We start from the raw sequence: 15,078 nt of genomic DNA, 5'->3' as shown, positions 1-15,078 counted from the left end.
AATCAAGGGCAAAATCGCTCAATTATAAAATGAGCGCATTCCGCAACTTTAACCCGCGTTACACGCCTGCCAAACCATGCACAAACTCGTTCTCATGCGCCACGGCGAAAGCCAGTGGAATCTGGAAAACCGCTTCACCGGCTGGACCGACGTCGACCTGACCGAAACCGGCCGCGAACAGGCCCGCAAGGCGGGTGAACTGCTCAAGAAGGAAGGCTACACCTTCGACCTGGCCTATTCGTCGGTGCTCAAGCGCGCCATCCGCACCCTCTGGATCGCCCTGGACGCCATGGACGCCATGTATACCCCGGTGGGCGTGAACTGGCGCCTGAACGAGCGCCACTACGGCGCCCTGCAGGGGCTGAACAAGGCCGAAACCGCTGCCAAGTATGGCGACGAGCAGGTGCTGATCTGGCGCCGCGCCTACGCCATCGCGCCCGAGCCCCTGTCGCTGGACGACGAGCGCCACCCGCGCTTCGACAGCCGCTACGCCAAGATCCCGGCCGACCAGTTGCCGGCCACCGAGTGCCTGAAAGACACGGTGGCGCGCGTGCTGCCCTTCTGGAACGAATCCATCGCCCCGGCCATCCGCGCCGGCCGCAAGGTGCTGATCGCCGCCCATGGCAACAGCCTGCGCGCCCTGATCAAGCACTTGGACAATGTCTCGGATGACGACATCGTCAACCTGAATATTCCCACCGGTCAGCCGCTGGTGTACGAATTGGATGATGACCTGCGTCCGATCCGCCACTATTATCTCGGCGATGCCGCCGAGATCGAGGCGGCCATGGCCGCGGTCGCGGCCCAAGGCAAGGCGAAGAAGGACTGATTTCATGGTGCGCAAGGCGGGATGGTTGTTGGCGGTCATGCTGGCTGGCGGAGCGCTGCCCGCGGGCGCCGCGCCCAACGATCTTGCCGGCCGCCAGTCCGAAGCCGAAAGACAGCAGGCCCAACTGCGCGATCGCATCGAGAACCTGCAAAAGGACATCGATGCGCGCGAAGCGGCCCGCAAGGAAGCCGCCGACGCCCTGAAGCAGTCGGAATCGGCGATTTCCAGGATCAATCTGCGCCTGAAGGAACTGGCCGACGCCAACCGCCAGGCGAGCACCGACCTGTCCGGCCTGGAAAAGCAGATCACGGCCCAGCAGGCGGTGCTGGCCAAGCGCCGGGTCGAGCTGGCCGACCAACTGCGCACCCAGTACACCAGCGGCCTGTCGCCCTGGACGGCGCTGCTGTCCGGCGACGACCCCCAGGTGCTGGGGCGCAACCTCGGCTACCTGGACTACGTATCCCAGGCCCGCGCCCGCGCCGTCGAGGCCTTGCGGGCCGATATCGACCGCCTGGCGGCGTTGCAGGGGCGCGCCGACGCGCGTCGCGCCGAAATCGAAAAGCTGGTGGCCGAGACCTCCGAGCAGAAAGCGGCGCTGGTCGCGCAGCAGAAGGAACGCGCCACGCTGTTGGCGCGGCTGGAAGGCCAGATCGCCGCCCAGCGCGCCGAAGCCAACAAGCTGGGCCGCGATGACCAGCGCCTGTCGCGCCTGATCACCGACCTGGACGCGGCCATCGTCAAGCAGGCCGAAGAGGCCCGCAAGGCCGAAGAGGCGCGGCGCCGCGCCGAGGAGGCACGCCGCGCCGAGGAAGCCCGGCGCGCCGAAGAGGCGCGCAAGAAGGCGGAAGCCGAGCGCCGCGCCGAGGAAGCCCGCAGGAAGGCCGAGGCCGAGCGCAGGGCGGCCGCCGACAAGGCCGCGGCCGACGGCGCCCGCCGCGAGCGCGACGCGCGCGAAGCCCGCGAGGCCGCCGCGGCGCGCGAACAGGTCGAAGCCGCCTCGCGCCAGGGCCGTGGCCCTGTCGCCGTGGCCGATCCCGATGCGGCCGGCCTGCGTCCGGCCGACTCGCGCCAGCCGCGCCTGACCGGCCCGGCCGAAGCGCCGCCCCCGGTCAAACCCGCGGAAGCCCCCAAAAAGGCGGAACCTGCCGAGGCGCAGACCACTCCAACCCGTACCGCATCGGCCCAGCAGGCTCCGCGCGCCGCCCCGGTGGGCGGCGGCAACGGCCTGCGCCATGGCCTGGCCGCGCCGGTGCGGGGCCAGGTGCAGGGCCGCTTCGGGGTCGACCGTCCGGACGGCGGCGTCTGGCGCGGCATCGTGCTGCGCGCCCCCGAGGGCACGCCGGTGAAGGTCGTGGCGCCTGGCACGGTGGTCTATGCCGATTGGCTGAGGGGTTTCGGCAACCTCATCATTGTGGATCATGGCCAGCAATATCTGACCGTCTATGCTTACAACCAAAGTCTGCTCAAACGGGTGGGCGATTCCGTCGCGGCGGGGGATACTATTGCTTCGGTAGGCGCAACCGGCGGCCAAGTGGAATCCGGCCTATACTTTGAAATTCGCCATCGCGGCGCTCCTGTGGATCCAGCCCAATGGCTGGCCCAGTAAGCCAAAAACCCTCAAGGGCGAAAACCATTCGGGAAGTGTGCATGAGCACTCGCAAGTTTCGCGGTTTCGGTCTGATTGCCATCGGTGCGGTGGCAGGTGTCTTGCTCAGCGTGGGCGTCACCGCTGTCGCCCAGCGCGGCAGCCCGTTGCCACTGGATGAACTCAGGCAACTGAGCAACGTCTTCGCCGCCATCAAGAACAACTACGTCGAGTCGGTCGATGACAAGACACTGATCGACAATGCCATTTCCGGCATGGTGTCGAACCTTGACCCGCATTCGGCCTACCTGGATGCCGATGCCTTCCGCGAAATGCAGACGGCCACGCAGGGCGAGTTCGGCGGCCTGGGCATCGAGGTCGGCGCCGAGGACGGCTTCGTCAAGGTCATCTCGCCCATCGAAGACACGCCCGCCGCGCGCGCGGGCGTCATGGCCGGCGACCTCATCATCAAGATCGACGACACGCCCACCAAGGGCATGTCGCTGAACGACGCCGTCAAGCTCATGCGCGGCGCGCCCAAGTCGCCCATCACGCTGACCATCATGCGCGCCGACCGGCCGCAGCCGATCGTGCTCAAGATCGTGCGCGACATCATCAAGGTGCGCAGCGTGCGCAGCAAGATGCTGGACAACGGCGTGGCCTACGTGCGCATCGCCCAGTTCCAGGAAAAGACCGGCGTCGACCTGGCCAAGCAGCTCAAGGACCTGGGCGCCAAGGAAGCTCCCAAGGGCCTGGTGCTGGACCTGCGCAACGACCCGGGCGGCCTGCTGACCAGCGCCATCGGCGTGTCCGGCGCGTTCCTGCCGGCCGATGCCCTGGTGGTGTCGACCGACGGCCGTACCCCCGACGCCCGCCACAAGTACCTGGCCACGCCCTCGGAATACGCCCGCGGCGAAAGCAACTACCTGGCGGGCCTGCCGGCCTGGACCAAGACCGTGCCGATGGTGGTGCTGGTCAACGTCGGTTCCGCTTCGGCCTCGGAAATCGTGGCCGGCGCGCTGCAGGACCACAAGCGCGCCAAGGTGCTGGGCAACCGCACCTTCGGCAAGGGCTCGGTGCAGGTGATCCTGCCGCTGTCTGAAACCACCGCGGTCAAGCTCACCACCTCGCGCTACTTCACGCCCAGCGGCCGTTCGATCCAGGCCACCGGCATCGAACCCGACTACGTCGTGGCCGACACCGCCGACGGCGACCTGTTCCGCCTGCCGCGCGAGGCCGACCTGCAACGCCACCTCTCCAACCCGGGCACCGCCAACGAGGTCAAGTCCAATGCGGACCAGGACAACGTTGACGTGCCGACCAAGGTGTTCGAGTTCGGCGGCAAGGACGACTTCCAGTTGCAGCAGGCGCTGAACCTGCTGGCCGGCAAGCCGGTGCAGAAGGGGTCGGCGCGCGCCCAGGCCAAGGCCGATGCCAAGCCCGGCACCGGCACTGCCCAGCGCATGAAGATCACGCCGACCGGAGTCGAGCCCAGCAAGGACAAATGAACGACGAGCAACTGCTGCGCTACGCCCGCCACATCCTGCTCGACGAGCTGGGTATCGAAGGGCAGGAAAAACTGCTGGCGGCGCGTGTGCTTGTCGTAGGGGCGGGTGGCCTGGGGTCGCCCGCCGCGCTCTACTTGGCCACCGCCGGCGTCGGCGAGATCACGCTGGCCGATGACGACGTCGTCGAACTCAGCAACCTGCAGCGCCAGATCCTGCATACCACTGCCAGCGTCGGCCGGCCCAAGGCCGAATCCGGGCGCGACATGCTGGCCGCTTTCAACCCGCAGACGCGTGTGCATGCGCGGGTCGAACGGCTGCAAGGCCAGGCATTGTCGGACGCCGTGGCGCAGGCCGACCTGGTGCTGGACTGCACCGACAACTTCACCACCCGCCACGCTATCAACCGCGCCTGCGTGCAGCACGGCAAGCCGCTGGTGTCGGGCGCCGCCATCCGTTTCGACGGCCAGGTCAGCGTCTACGACCTGCGCGATCCCGAAGCGCCGTGCTACCACTGCCTGTTTCCCGAGGCGGACGACGTCGAGGAAGCCAACTGCGCCACCATGGGCGTATTCGCGCCGGTGGTCGGCATCATCGGCAGCATGCAGGCGGCCGAGGCCCTCAAGCTGCTGTCCGGGGTGGGCGAAAGCCTGTCGGGCCGGCTGCTGTGGCTGGACGTGCGCACCATGCAGTGGCGCAGCGTCAACGTGCAGCGCGATCCCGAGTGCGCGGTCTGCGGCGGCCGCGATCACTGACACGCACGGTCGCCCATCGTTCCGTCCCCTTAAATTCCGCGCCATCCTTGCCCGCCAGGACAATATAAAAGGCCTGAAATACCTGCTATAACGCCAGCCAGCCTGCCGCTCCACGGCAGGCAGCATTGGACGTGACGGTGTGGATACAGGACTGAGATTCAGCCTGCCGAAATGGCGGTTGACCCGTTGGTTGACGGATTCCGGGCAGGACACGCCCGCGGATATTCGCGCCGCCTTGATCGCCAGTCTGTTTGGCACTCTGCCGATCTTTGCCGGCGGCGTCATCAATACCCTGATGATCTCCGGGGTGGTGACATGGCGCCGGCCCGAGCCGCTCTATATCTCTTGGCTGATCCTGGAGATCCTGCTGGCCGGGGTGCGGGTCACCATCCTGCGGTCGGCCTTGCGCAATGCCGCGCGCGGCGGTAACACCCATACCGACATCTACATCGTGCTGGCGCTGCTGTGGGCCTTCAGCGTCGGCTACGGGGTGTTCGTCACCTTCCTCAACCACGACTGGCTGGCGGCCACGCTGGCGGGGGTGTCCTGCGGCGCCATGGCCGGCGGCATCTGCTTTCGCAACTACGGCGCGCCGCGGCTGGTGGGGGCGATGATCTTCCTGAGCCTGGGCCCGATGTGCCTGGGCGCGCTGTTCGCCGGCGAATACATCACCGCCATCGTCTTCATCCAGATTCCGTTCTACCTGGTCAGCATGAGCATCGCCTCGCAGCGGCTGCGGCGCATCCTGGTGTCCACCATGCTGGCCGAGCGCGAGAACGAGCGCCGCGCCAGCCTGGACGCGCTGACCGGCCTGGCCAACCGCGCCGGCCTGGAAGCGGCGCTCGAACGCATCTGCACCAGCGCGCGCGAACACGATAGCGCCGCCGCGCTGTTCTACATGGACATGGATGACTTCAAGATCATCAACGACACCCATGGCCACGCCGCCGGCGATCATGTTCTGAAGACCATCGCCCAGCGCATGCGCGCCATGCTGCGGGTCGACGACGTTGCCGCCCGCATCGGCGGCGACGAATTCATCGTGCTGGTCACAGGCATCGACGCCACCGCCGCGCTGCGCCTGGGCAATCACCTGCTGCGCGATGTCAGCCAGCCCATCGTGCTGGGCGACGGCGTGCGCATCAGCGTCGGGCTGTCGATCGGCATCTCTATCATCTCCGGGACCAACCGCAAGGCGCAGGCGGTGCTCGATGCCGCCGATGCCGCGTTGTACCGTGCCAAGGCGCGCGGCGGCCGGCGCTGCGCCGTGGCCAGCCTGCCGGATACCGAAGGCGCGCGCCAACCGGGCGACGCCACGAAGGCGGCCTGAACCGCGCCGGTACCTTGCCTAGCGGATCGGATCGATGAAAGTTATCAGATAACCTGAAAAGTATCGGCTATACTCGACCGCTATGCTGACCAAGAGCCTGACCCTCACCGAGCGGGTCGCCCGCCAGATCGCGGGCGATATCGCCCACGGCGTCTATCCCGTGGGCGCCAAGCTGCCGTCCGGCCGCGTCCTGGCCGGGCAGTACGGGGTCAGCGCTGCCGTCATCCGCGAAGTCACCGAACGCCTGCGCGCCCAGGGCCTGATTCAGAGCCGCCAGGGTTCGGGCTGTGTGGTGCTGGCGCGCACCGGCACGCAAGGCTTCCAGGTTCCCACCGACATCGCCGTCAGCCGCGAACAACTGGCCAACGTCTACGAACTGCGCATGGAACTGGAAGGCGGCGCCGCCGCGTTGGCGGCCGAGCGCCGCAGCGCGGTCGATCTGGACGCGATGGCCCGCGCCCTGGCTGACCTGGAACGCCACCAGCACCATCCCGAACACGGCGTCGAGCACGACATCGCCTTCCATCTGGCGATCGCGGCCGCGACCCACAACCCGTTCTACCAGGATCTGCTGCAGTACCTGAACCTGCAACTGCGGCTGGCCGTCGCCACCGCCCGCGCCAACAGCCGCCAGTTGGCCGGCATGACGGATGCCGTGCACCACGAACACGTGGTCGTGTTCGAGGCCGTCCGCGACCGCGATGCGGTGCGCGCGCGGCGCGCGGCCGAGCGCCATCTGCGGCAGGCGGCCAGCCGCCTGCGCCTCGATTCCCTGTTTCCCGCCTCCAGGCAGACATCATGAGCACAACCGACATCGCCCAGCGCCTGGTCCAGGCCCTGGGCCCCGACACCGTCTTCACCGCCCGCGAAGACATCGCGCCCTGGCTGTCCGACTGGCGCGGCCTGTACAACGGCCACGCGCAGGCGGTGGTGCGTCCGCGCACCACCGCCGAGGTCGCCACCTGCCTGGCGCTGTGCAACGAGGCCGGCGTGCCGGTGGTGCCGCGCGGCGGCAACACCGGCCTGTGCGGCGGCGCCACGCCCGATGCCGCGCCCGTCAATGTCGTGCTGAGCCTGGACCGCATGAACGCCGTGCGCGCCATCGACACCGTCGCCAACACGATGGTTGCCGAGGCCGGCTGCATCCTCGGCAACCTGCGCCGCGCGGCGCAGGACGCTGGCCGCCTGCTGCCCCTGAGCCTGGCGGCCGAAGACTCCAGCCAGATCGGCGGCAACGTTGCCACCAATGCCGGCGGTGTCAACGTGGTGCGCTACGGCATGGCGCGCGAACTGGTGCTGGGCCTGGAAGCGGTGTTGCCCAACGGCGAGATCTTCAATGGCCTGCGCACCCTGCGCAAGGACAATACCGGCTACGACCTGAAGCAACTGCTGATCGGCTCCGAAGGCACGCTGGGTGTCATCACCGCCGTGGCCCTGCGCCTGTTCCCGCGCACCGATGTGCGCTCGGTGGTGCTGGCCGCGGTCGAATCCCCGGCCCAGGCCCTGCAACTGTTCGAGCTCCTGTTCGAGCAATGCGGCGCCCGCCTGCAGGCCTTCGAGTACTTCTCGGGCGATTGTCTCGACCTGGTCCTGGCCCACGCCGCCGGTGTGCAGGAACCGTTCGACCAGCGCTATCCCGCCTACGTGCTGGTGGAATTGGCCGACACCGCCGACGAAGCCGCCCTGAACGCGCTGCTGGAGACCGTGATCGGCACCGCGCTCGAACGCGGCCTGTGCCTGGACGCCGCCGTGTCCGCGTCGCTGGCGCAGTTGCTGGCATTGTGGAAGCTGCGCGAGGAGATCTCCGAAGCCCAACGTGCCGACGGCCCGCACCTCAAGCACGACGTATCGCTACCGATCGAGCGCATCCCCGACTTCATGACCACGGCCGAAGCACGCGTGCGCGCGCTGTACCCCGACATCCGCCCCTTCATCTTCGGCCACTTCGGCGACGGCAATCTGCATTACAACCTGTCGCGCCCCGCCGGCGCCGACCGCGGCTGGGTGGCCGAGCATGGCGCCGCGATCACCGACGCGGTGCTGGACGAAGTCAACCGCTACGGCGGCAGCATCAGCGCGGAACACGGAATCGGGCAGCTCAAGCGGGAGCATTTCCTGCATAGCAAGGATGCCGTGGAATTGCGGCTGATGCGGGAGATCAAGCGGGTGTTGGATCCCAAGGGGATCATGAATCCCGGCAAGCTGCTGTAGGGTCTGCTGGCGGCGAGGGCGCCTTGTAGGTTGCCCCCCGGGCGGGCGCGGCCGCGGGGGCGGACGGCTCAAGTCCCTCACGCTTGGCGCAAGAAGATCGGACTGACTCCGTAAAAAAGCAAAGCATCCAAGAAAAAAGGCCCGAAGCGAGCGCTCCAGGCCTTCATCGCCGCTCGCGACCGCCAAAAAATACGGCAGCCCGAGATCGGCAGATCATTGCCGGTGATAAACCTCGGCGCCCTTCTTCACGAACTCGATCGACTTCTCCTGCATGCCTTTTTGCAGCGCTTCCTTTTCGGTCACGCCCTGCGACGCCGCATAATCGCGCACATCCTGGGTGATCTTCATGCTGCAGAAATGCGGCCCGCACATCGAGCAGAAGTGCGCCACCTTCATCGAGTCCTTCGGCAGCGTCTCGTCGTGGAACTCCTTGGCCGTATCCGGATCCAGGCCCAGGTTGAACTGGTCGTCCCAACGGAACTCGAAGCGTGCCTTGGACAGCGCATTGTCGCGGATCGCCGCGCCCGGGTGGCCCTTGGCCAGGTCCGCCGCGTGCGCAGCGATTTTGTACGTGATGATGCCGTCCTTCACGTCCTTCTTGTTCGGCAGCCCCAGGTGCTCCTTGGGCGTCACATAACAGAGCATCGCCGTGCCGTACCAGCCGATCAGCGCCGCGCCGATGCCCGAGGTGATGTGGTCGTAACCGGGCGCGATGTCGGTCGTCAGGGGGCCCAGCGTGTAGAACGGCGCCTCGTGGCAGTGTTCCAGCTGCAGCTCCATGTTTTCCTTGATCATCTGCATCGGCACGTGGCCCGGGCCTTCGATCATCACCTGCACATCGTGTTTCCAGGCCACCTGCGTCAGCTCGCCCAGTGTCTTGAGCTCGGCGAACTGGGCTTCGTCGTTGGCGTCATAGCCCGAACCCGGACGCAGGCCGTCGCCCAGCGAAAAGCTGACGTCGTAGGCCTTCATGATTTCGCAGATTTCCTCGAAGCGCTCGTACAGGAAGCTTTCCTTGTGGTGCGCCAGACACCACTTGGCCATGATCGAGCCGCCGCGCGAGACGATGCCTGTCATGCGGTCAGCCGTCATCGGGATGAACGGCAGGCGCACGCCGGCGTGGATCGTGAAATAGTCCACGCCCTGTTCGGCCTGTTCGATCAGCGTGTCGCGGAAGATCTCCCAGGTCAGCTCCTCGGCCTTGCCGTCGACCTTCTCCAGCGCCTGGTAGATCGGCACCGTGCCGATCGGCACCGGCGAATTGCGGATGATCCACTCGCGCGTCTCGTGGATGTGCTTGCCGGTGGACAGATCCATGACCGTGTCGCCGCCCCAGCGGATCGCCCAGGTCATCTTTTCGACTTCCTCGCCGATGCCCGAGCTGACGGCCGAGTTGCCGATGTTGGCGTTGATCTTCACCAGGAAGTTGCGGCCGATCGCCATCGGCTCGATTTCCGGATGGTTGATGTTGGCCGGAATGATGGCGCGGCCGCGGGCGATCTCGTCGCGCACGAACTCGGGCGTGATGGCAGCGGGAATGGCGGCGCCGAACGACTGGCCCGGATGCTGGCGCAGCAGGCGCTTGACCATCTTCTCGCCGTCCGGACCGCTGGCGCGCAGCGTTTCCAGGTACTGCTCGCGGCGCAGGTTTTCGCGGATCGCCACGAATTCCATTTCGGGCGTGATGATGCCGCGGCGCGCGTAGTGCATCTGCGTCACGTTGGCACCGGACTTGGCGCGCCGCGGCGGGCGGCGCAGGTCGAAACGCATCGCGGTCAACTTGGGATCGGTCAGGCGTTCCTTGCCGTAGTCGCTGGTCGGGCCGGACAGCAGCTCGGTATCGCCGCGTTCTTCGATCCAGGCGCGGCGCAGCTCGGGCAGGCCGCGGCGGATGTCGATCTTGGCGTCCGGGTCGGTATACGGGCCGCTGCAGTCATAGACCGTCAGCGGCGGGTTCTTCTCGCCGCCGAACATGGTCGGCGTGTCGGCCTGCTCGATCTCGCGGAACGGGACGCGGATGTCGGGCCGCGAGCCGGTTTCATAGACCTTGCGCGATTTGGGCAGCGGCGCGACGGCGGCCGAGTCCACCTCGGCGGTGGCGGCCAGGAATTTGGGATTGGCGTTCATGGAAAGCTCCAAGCGAATGGTTTGGAGCCGATCGGGAATGGACTCCCGCCATGCGGGCATGGCGGGAATACGGCTCCCAGCATCGGCATTATCCGTACTGGTACGAAGGGACTCTCTCAACACGTCGGGCCGGTTCGGCGCGACGAGTACCCCTGCGCGAGAGCGAAGTATAGAGCCTGCCCGGCCGTCAGGCGAATGACGCCGATGCTGCGCCGCCGCAGCGCGCATCACGGCAAGCGCGTGGCCGTCGGTAGTACCGGTTTACATTTGGATTCAGACTGCGGAGACAGTGCCATACAGGTTCTGTACACTTTTTCACGTCAGCCGGCGTTCAGCCCACCGGCCCCAGTCCACTCAAGAAGGAAACGAGCATGCAACTGACCCTCCGCAAACTGGCGCCCGCCCTGGTTGTCATGACCCTTGCGCTTGCGGGTTGCAAGACCGCCCCGACCAAATCCGGTGCCGCCGCCACGCCCGACACGGCGGGCCAGCAGCAGTCGTCCGCGCAGCAACCCGCCACCGCTTCGGTCGTCGAGTTCTACGTCGCCCAGACCCAGTCCGGTCCCGGCCTGGTTGAAGTGAGCCTGCCCGACGGCAAGATCTACATGCAGCAGCAGCCGGTGCTGACGCGCGCCGACCTGACCGAAGCGGCCGCCCTGGTCGATCGCCAAGGCGCCAACTTCGTCGGTCTGCGTTTCTCCGAAGCCGGCGCGCGCAAGCTCAATGACATCAGCAGCAAGAACGTCGGCAACATGCTGGCGTTGGTGATCGACCGCGAACTGATTGCCGCGCCCCGCATCGGTGAGCCGCTGAACCGTGGCGTGCTGGCCTTCGGCGTGCCCTCGGCCCAGGCCGCCTCGGACATCGCCGCCCGGATTCGCGGCGAAAGCGCGCCGGCGGCTGGCGGGGGCGCGCCCGCGCCAGCCAAGCCCTGAACGGCAGGCGTCCACAAAAAAGCCCGGCGATGCCGGGCTTTTTTATCCCGCCGACAGATTGCCGGCAACGGCGAGGTCAGGACTTGCGGCCACGCGGCTTGATGCCGCGGCGCGCCTGCGCCGATTCGATGAACGTCAGCGTCAGGGCTTCGAGCGTCGTCCGGTCGTCCGCCGTGAGCGTATCGAACTGCGCTGGCGAGATATTGGGAAAAGGCCACGGCGCCAGCGGACGCGTGCGCCGCGCGATTGCGCGAGGCAGCGGCTCGGACACCCCGGTGGCAGGCAGCGTGTCGCTCAGGTCGTAGCTTTCCATGGGCAGTTCCATGGGGCCCTTGCCCGTCTCCAGCCATTCAAGCTCCACCTTGAGCACCTGTGCCAGCTTGCGCAGCGAACGGCTCGAATGCCGCAGCCCGCTTTCATAGCTGCCGATCGCGCTTTGCGACAGGCGCGCCATGCGCGCGAGCGTCTTCTGCGTGTGGCCTCGCAGAAGTCGAGCGTGCTTCAGTCGGTCTGAAAAAGTTTTCACGCGTCGATTGAAGCTTGCACCGTAGGCACTTTGGTGGATATAAATATTACTTAAGTGATAACTTCGGAAAGGTCAGGCCATGCAGGAAAGAGGTTACGTCCTGGTCGTGCAACTTGGTGGAACGGCGTGCAATAAATTCGTCCATACCTTGCGCCAATTCCAATGGGAGGTCGGCCTGTGCCGCTCGCCAGAGGGTGTGCTGGCGCGCTTGCGCAGCGAGCCCGCCGACGTGGTGGTGCTGCGGGGCATGGATGAAAATCTGACGGAACTGATTACCGCGCTGCGTCGTGCCGCGCCCACCTGCTCGGTGGTCTGGCAATCTCCTGATGACATGCCCCAGGCACGCATTGCCGCGCTCGATGCCGGCGCCCACGTGTGCGTGCCGGCGCAAGCCAACATTCCCGAATGGGACGCCGTGCTGCGCAACCTGATCCGTTGCCAGCATTCCGCCACGGACGCGATGCCGCGTTGGCGTGTCGATGGCCGCGCCCGGATGCTGGCCGGCCCCGCGGGCGAACGCCTGCCGCTCACCAACACCGAACGCGCCTTCTTCGTCAGTCTGTTGAACGCGCCGCATCAATGCCTGCCGCGCGAAGGCTTCTTCCCCGACGCCTCGCGTGACCCGATGGACGGCGCGCGCCGCGTGGACGTGCTGGTTTCGCGCCTGCGTTCCAAGGCGCGCCGGCTCAACATCGACCTGCCAGTGCTGGCGGTGCGTGGGTGGGGCTATATGTTGATGCCACAGGGCGCGGCCGGCTTAGGCGCGGCCGGCCTAGGCGCGGCCGGGCAGGACTAGTCCCGCGTTGGTGTCAGAGCACGACCAGGTTGTCGCGGTGCATCAGTTCCGGGTCGGTCATGCTGCCCAGGATGCGGGCGATCTGCGATGACGGCTGGCGCAGGATGCGGCGGGTGTCGGCCGACGAATAGTTGATCAGGCCGCGCGCGCATTCACGGCCCTGGCCGTCCACGCACGCCACCACGTCGCCGCGGCCGAACTCGCCTTCCACATCGACCACGCCGATCGGCAGCAGGCTCTTGCCTTCGCGCAACAGCGCCTGCACGGCGCCGTCGTCCAGCACCACGCGGCCACGCAGCCGCAGGTGATCGGCCAGCCATTGCTTGCGGGCCGACCACACCGGCAGCACGGCGCGCAATTCGCTGCCGATGCATTCGCCTTGCGCCAGGCGTGTCAGCACGTTGCGTTCGCGGCCGGAGGCAATCACGGTGTGCGCGCCGCTGTGCGCCGCGCGCTTGGCCGCCAGCACCTTGGTCAGCATGCCACCGGTGCCGATGCCGCTGCCGGCGCCGCCGGCCATGGCTTCCAGCGCCGGATCGCCGGCCTGGACGTGCGCCATGAACTTCGCGTCGGGATTCTTGCGCGGGTCGGCGTCGTACAGGCCGCGCTGGTCGGTCAGGATGATGAGCGTGTCGGCTTCGATCAGATTGGTGACCAGCGCGCCCAGGGTGTCGTTATCGCCCAGGCGGATCTCGTCGGTGACCACCGTGTCGTTTTCGTTCACGATCGGCACCACGCCCAGACGCAGCAGCGCGAACAGGGTGCTGCGCGCGTTCAGGTAGCGATGGCGGTCGGCCAGGTCTTCGTGGGTCAACAGGATCTGCGCGGTGCGCAGGCCGAATTCGGCGAAGGCCGCTTCGTAGGCCTGGCACAGGCCCATCTGGCCCACCGCCGCCGCGGCTTGGAGTTCGTGCATCACCGAGGGGCGCTTGCGCCAGCCCAGGCGGGCCATGCCTTCGGCAATGGCGCCGCTGGACACCAGCACGACCTGCTTGCCCTGCTTGCGCAGCGCGGCGATCTGGGCTGCCCAGTGCGCCACGGCGGCGCGATCCAGGCCGCGGCCTTCATTGGTGACCAGCGATGAGCCAACCTTGGCGACGAGGCGCTGGGCGTTGGCAACGACGGAAACGGCGGGTGATTCGGCAGACATGATGGCGGCGGGCTGCGGCGCGAGAAAAGGCGTAATCGAACGAGACTGCGATTATGGCTTATTCGTCGCCGCGCGGTGCGGCCGGCTGCTTGTCGGCATCGGTGCGGGTGTCGTCGAAGCGCGGGTCTTCGGCCACGTAGGTGCCGTCGGCCTGGTCTTGCGCCAGCTGTTCCTTTTCGCGCTCGGCGTCGAGGTAGTCCTGCAGCGCGTAGATCAGATCCTGGGTGCCGTCGCCGGACAGACCGGAAATGCCGAACACCGGGCCCTTCCAGTCGTACAGCTCGACGAAGCGGCGCTTGGTGTCTTCCGGATCGGGCACCATGTCCAGCTTGTTCAGCACCAGCCAGCGCGGCTTGGCGGCCAGCTCGGGATCGTAGCGGCGCAGTTCCTCGACGATGGCGCGGGCATCGACCACGGCCTGCTCGACGGGATCCGCGTCGGGATCGGGCGTGGACACGTCGACCAGGTGCAGCAGCACGCGGGTGCGCGCCAGGTGGCGCAGGAACAGGTGGCCCAGGCCGGCGCCTTCGGAGGCGCCTTCGATCAGGCCGGGAATGTCGGCCACCACGAAGCTGCGCGACGGCGATGTGCGCACCACGCCCAGGTTCGGGTGCAGGGTGGTGAAGGGGTAATCGGCGATCTTCGGCTTGGCGTTGGAGATGCGGGTGATCAGCGTGGACTTGCCGGCATTGGGCAGGCCCAGCAGGCCGACGTCTGCCAGCACCTTCAGTTCCATGCGCAGGTAGCGGTGTTCGCCTTCCTTGCCGGGCGTCCACTGGCGCGGGGCGCGGTTGACGCTGGACTTGAAGTGCATGTTGCCCATGCCGCCCTGGCCGCCGGCCGCCAGCACGACCTTCTGGTCGTGGCGGTTCAGGTCGAACAGGACTTCGCCGGTTTCGGCGTCATGGATGATGGTGCCGACGGGCACGCGCAGCGTGATGTCCGGGGCGGCGGCGCCGTACTGGTCCGAGCCGCGGCCGTTTTCGCCGTTCTTGGCGCGGTGCAGGCGCGCGTAGCGGAAGTCGATCAGCGTGTTGATGTTGCGGTCGGCCACCGCATAGATGCTGCCGCCGCGTCCGCCGTCGCCGCCGTCGGGGCCGCCCTTGGGAATGAATTTTTCGCGGCGAAAGCTCGCCACGCCATTGCCGCCTTTGCCGGCGACGACTTCGATGGTGGCTTCGTCTACGAATTTCATGATGTCTGCGCGTGTATGAGGTAAGAGGCCGCGCCGCCTTGGCGGGGCGTTGCCGAAAGGGCAGGGCGGAACACTCCGCTCATTCTGCCTGAAAACCGCCCGGGCCTTGCGGCGGGCGGGGTCGCCGCGAGGCG

13 protein-coding genes are annotated in these 15,078 nt (G+C 67.1%); 9 read left to right on the top strand and 4 right to left on the bottom strand.

All coding sequences use genetic code 11. From position 1 onward, the window contains the following. The first annotated feature begins 76 nt into the window (after positions 1 to 76). From gpmA to ACN6O8_RS16890, 7 genes are all read left to right on the top strand, one after another. Positions 77 to 829 carry a 2,3-diphosphoglycerate-dependent phosphoglycerate mutase gene (gene gpmA, locus ACN6O8_RS16920; RefSeq protein ID WP_049076754.1) on the top strand — a complete coding sequence of 251 codons (753 nt, stop codon included), beginning with the start codon at positions 77 to 79 and terminating at the stop codon, positions 827 to 829. Positions 830 to 833: 4 nt separating this feature from the next. Continuing rightward, positions 834 to 2,435: a peptidoglycan DD-metalloendopeptidase family protein gene (locus ACN6O8_RS16915; protein WP_427992180.1), complete on the top strand. Its 1,602-nt coding sequence runs from the start codon at positions 834 to 836 to the stop codon at positions 2,433 to 2,435. A 41-nt stretch (positions 2,436 to 2,476) separates the two neighbouring features. Next, entirely contained in the window at positions 2,477 to 3,922 is a 1,446-nt protein-coding gene (locus ACN6O8_RS16910; protein WP_427992179.1) for a S41 family peptidase, read from the top strand. After that, entirely contained in the window at positions 3,919 to 4,674 is a 756-nt protein-coding gene (locus ACN6O8_RS16905; protein WP_427992178.1) for a HesA/MoeB/ThiF family protein, read from the top strand. Before ACN6O8_RS16910 ends, ACN6O8_RS16905 begins: the two co-directional genes overlap by 4 nt. A 139-nt stretch (positions 4,675 to 4,813) precedes the next feature. Next, the gene (locus ACN6O8_RS16900) at positions 4,814 to 6,004 is read left to right on the top strand and encodes a GGDEF domain-containing protein (protein ID WP_427992177.1); all 1,191 of its coding nucleotides are present in this window, start codon (positions 4,814 to 4,816) and stop codon (positions 6,002 to 6,004) included. Between the two features lie 82 nt (positions 6,005 to 6,086). Continuing rightward, positions 6,087 to 6,806, top strand: a complete 720-nt coding sequence (locus tag ACN6O8_RS16895) for a FadR/GntR family transcriptional regulator (protein WP_427992176.1) — start codon at positions 6,087 to 6,089, stop codon at positions 6,804 to 6,806. Further along, positions 6,803 to 8,215 (top strand): FAD-binding oxidoreductase, encoded by a 1,413-nt coding sequence (locus ACN6O8_RS16890; protein ID WP_427992175.1) that lies wholly within the window; start codon positions 6,803 to 6,805, stop codon positions 8,213 to 8,215. Before ACN6O8_RS16895 ends, ACN6O8_RS16890 begins: the two co-directional genes overlap by 4 nt. Before the next feature lie 213 nt (positions 8,216 to 8,428). Here ACN6O8_RS16890 and thiC read toward each other — a convergent pair whose 3' ends face one another. Continuing rightward, the gene (thiC, locus tag ACN6O8_RS16885) at positions 8,429 to 10,342 is read right to left on the bottom strand and encodes a phosphomethylpyrimidine synthase ThiC (protein ID WP_427992174.1); all 1,914 of its coding nucleotides are present in this window, start codon (positions 10,340 to 10,342) and stop codon (positions 8,429 to 8,431) included. A 371-nt stretch (positions 10,343 to 10,713) separates the two neighbouring features. On the opposite strand from thiC, the gene ACN6O8_RS16880 reads away from it, so the two are divergent. Continuing rightward, on the top strand, positions 10,714 to 11,277 hold the full coding sequence (locus ACN6O8_RS16880; RefSeq protein ID WP_427992173.1) for a SecDF P1 head subdomain-containing protein: 564 nt from the start codon (positions 10,714 to 10,716) through the stop codon (positions 11,275 to 11,277). A 76-nt stretch (positions 11,278 to 11,353) separates the two neighbouring features. Here ACN6O8_RS16880 and ACN6O8_RS16875 read toward each other — a convergent pair whose 3' ends face one another. Beyond that, on the bottom strand, positions 11,354 to 11,803 hold the full coding sequence (locus ACN6O8_RS16875; RefSeq protein WP_427992172.1) for a helix-turn-helix domain-containing protein: 450 nt from the start codon (positions 11,801 to 11,803) through the stop codon (positions 11,354 to 11,356). Between the two features lie 79 nt (positions 11,804 to 11,882). On the opposite strand from ACN6O8_RS16875, the gene ACN6O8_RS16870 reads away from it, so the two are divergent. Next, positions 11,883 to 12,599, top strand: coding sequence for a response regulator transcription factor (locus tag ACN6O8_RS16870; RefSeq protein WP_427992171.1), 717 nt, complete (start codon positions 11,883 to 11,885; stop codon positions 12,597 to 12,599). A 13-nt stretch (positions 12,600 to 12,612) separates the two neighbouring features. Here ACN6O8_RS16870 and proB read toward each other — a convergent pair whose 3' ends face one another. Both proB and obgE read right to left on the bottom strand, forming a co-directional pair. Continuing rightward, positions 12,613 to 13,749 (bottom strand): glutamate 5-kinase, encoded by a 1,137-nt coding sequence (proB, locus tag ACN6O8_RS16865; RefSeq protein WP_427992170.1) that lies wholly within the window; start codon positions 13,747 to 13,749, stop codon positions 12,613 to 12,615. A gap of 58 nt (positions 13,750 to 13,807) precedes the next feature. Continuing rightward, positions 13,808 to 14,944, bottom strand: a complete 1,137-nt coding sequence (gene obgE, locus ACN6O8_RS16860) for a GTPase ObgE (protein WP_427992169.1) — start codon at positions 14,942 to 14,944, stop codon at positions 13,808 to 13,810. Positions 14,945 to 15,078 lie beyond the last annotated feature (134 nt).

It is taken from the genome of Achromobacter sp. (genome assembly GCF_050285565.1).
Classification (GTDB): domain Bacteria; phylum Pseudomonadota; class Gammaproteobacteria; order Burkholderiales; family Burkholderiaceae_B; genus Achromobacter.
The sequence above is the reverse complement of the archived record's forward strand: the minus strand, read 5'-3'. Positions and strand labels throughout refer to the sequence as shown.

Bases quoted from the DNA above. Each gene is read 5' to 3' on its own strand.
- gpmA (WP_049076754.1), top strand. From the start codon at position 77: ATGCACAAACTCGTTCTCATGCGCCACGGCGAAAGCCAGTGGAATCTG.
- ACN6O8_RS16915 (WP_427992180.1), top strand. From the start codon at position 834: ATGGTGCGCAAGGCGGGATGGTTGTTGGCGGTCATGCTGGCTGGCGGA.
- ACN6O8_RS16910 (WP_427992179.1), top strand. From the start codon at position 2,477: ATGAGCACTCGCAAGTTTCGCGGTTTCGGTCTGATTGCCATCGGTGCG.
- ACN6O8_RS16905 (WP_427992178.1), top strand. From the start codon at position 3,919: ATGAACGACGAGCAACTGCTGCGCTACGCCCGCCACATCCTGCTCGAC.
- ACN6O8_RS16895 (WP_427992176.1), top strand. From the start codon at position 6,087: ATGCTGACCAAGAGCCTGACCCTCACCGAGCGGGTCGCCCGCCAGATC.
- ACN6O8_RS16890 (WP_427992175.1), top strand. From the start codon at position 6,803: ATGAGCACAACCGACATCGCCCAGCGCCTGGTCCAGGCCCTGGGCCCC.
- thiC (WP_427992174.1), bottom strand. From the start codon at position 10,342: ATGAACGCCAATCCCAAATTCCTGGCCGCCACCGCCGAGGTGGACTCG.
- ACN6O8_RS16880 (WP_427992173.1), top strand. From the start codon at position 10,714: ATGCAACTGACCCTCCGCAAACTGGCGCCCGCCCTGGTTGTCATGACC.
- ACN6O8_RS16870 (WP_427992171.1), top strand. From the start codon at position 11,883: ATGCAGGAAAGAGGTTACGTCCTGGTCGTGCAACTTGGTGGAACGGCG.
- proB (WP_427992170.1), bottom strand. From the start codon at position 13,749: ATGTCTGCCGAATCACCCGCCGTTTCCGTCGTTGCCAACGCCCAGCGC.
- obgE (WP_427992169.1), bottom strand. From the start codon at position 14,944: ATGAAATTCGTAGACGAAGCCACCATCGAAGTCGTCGCCGGCAAAGGC.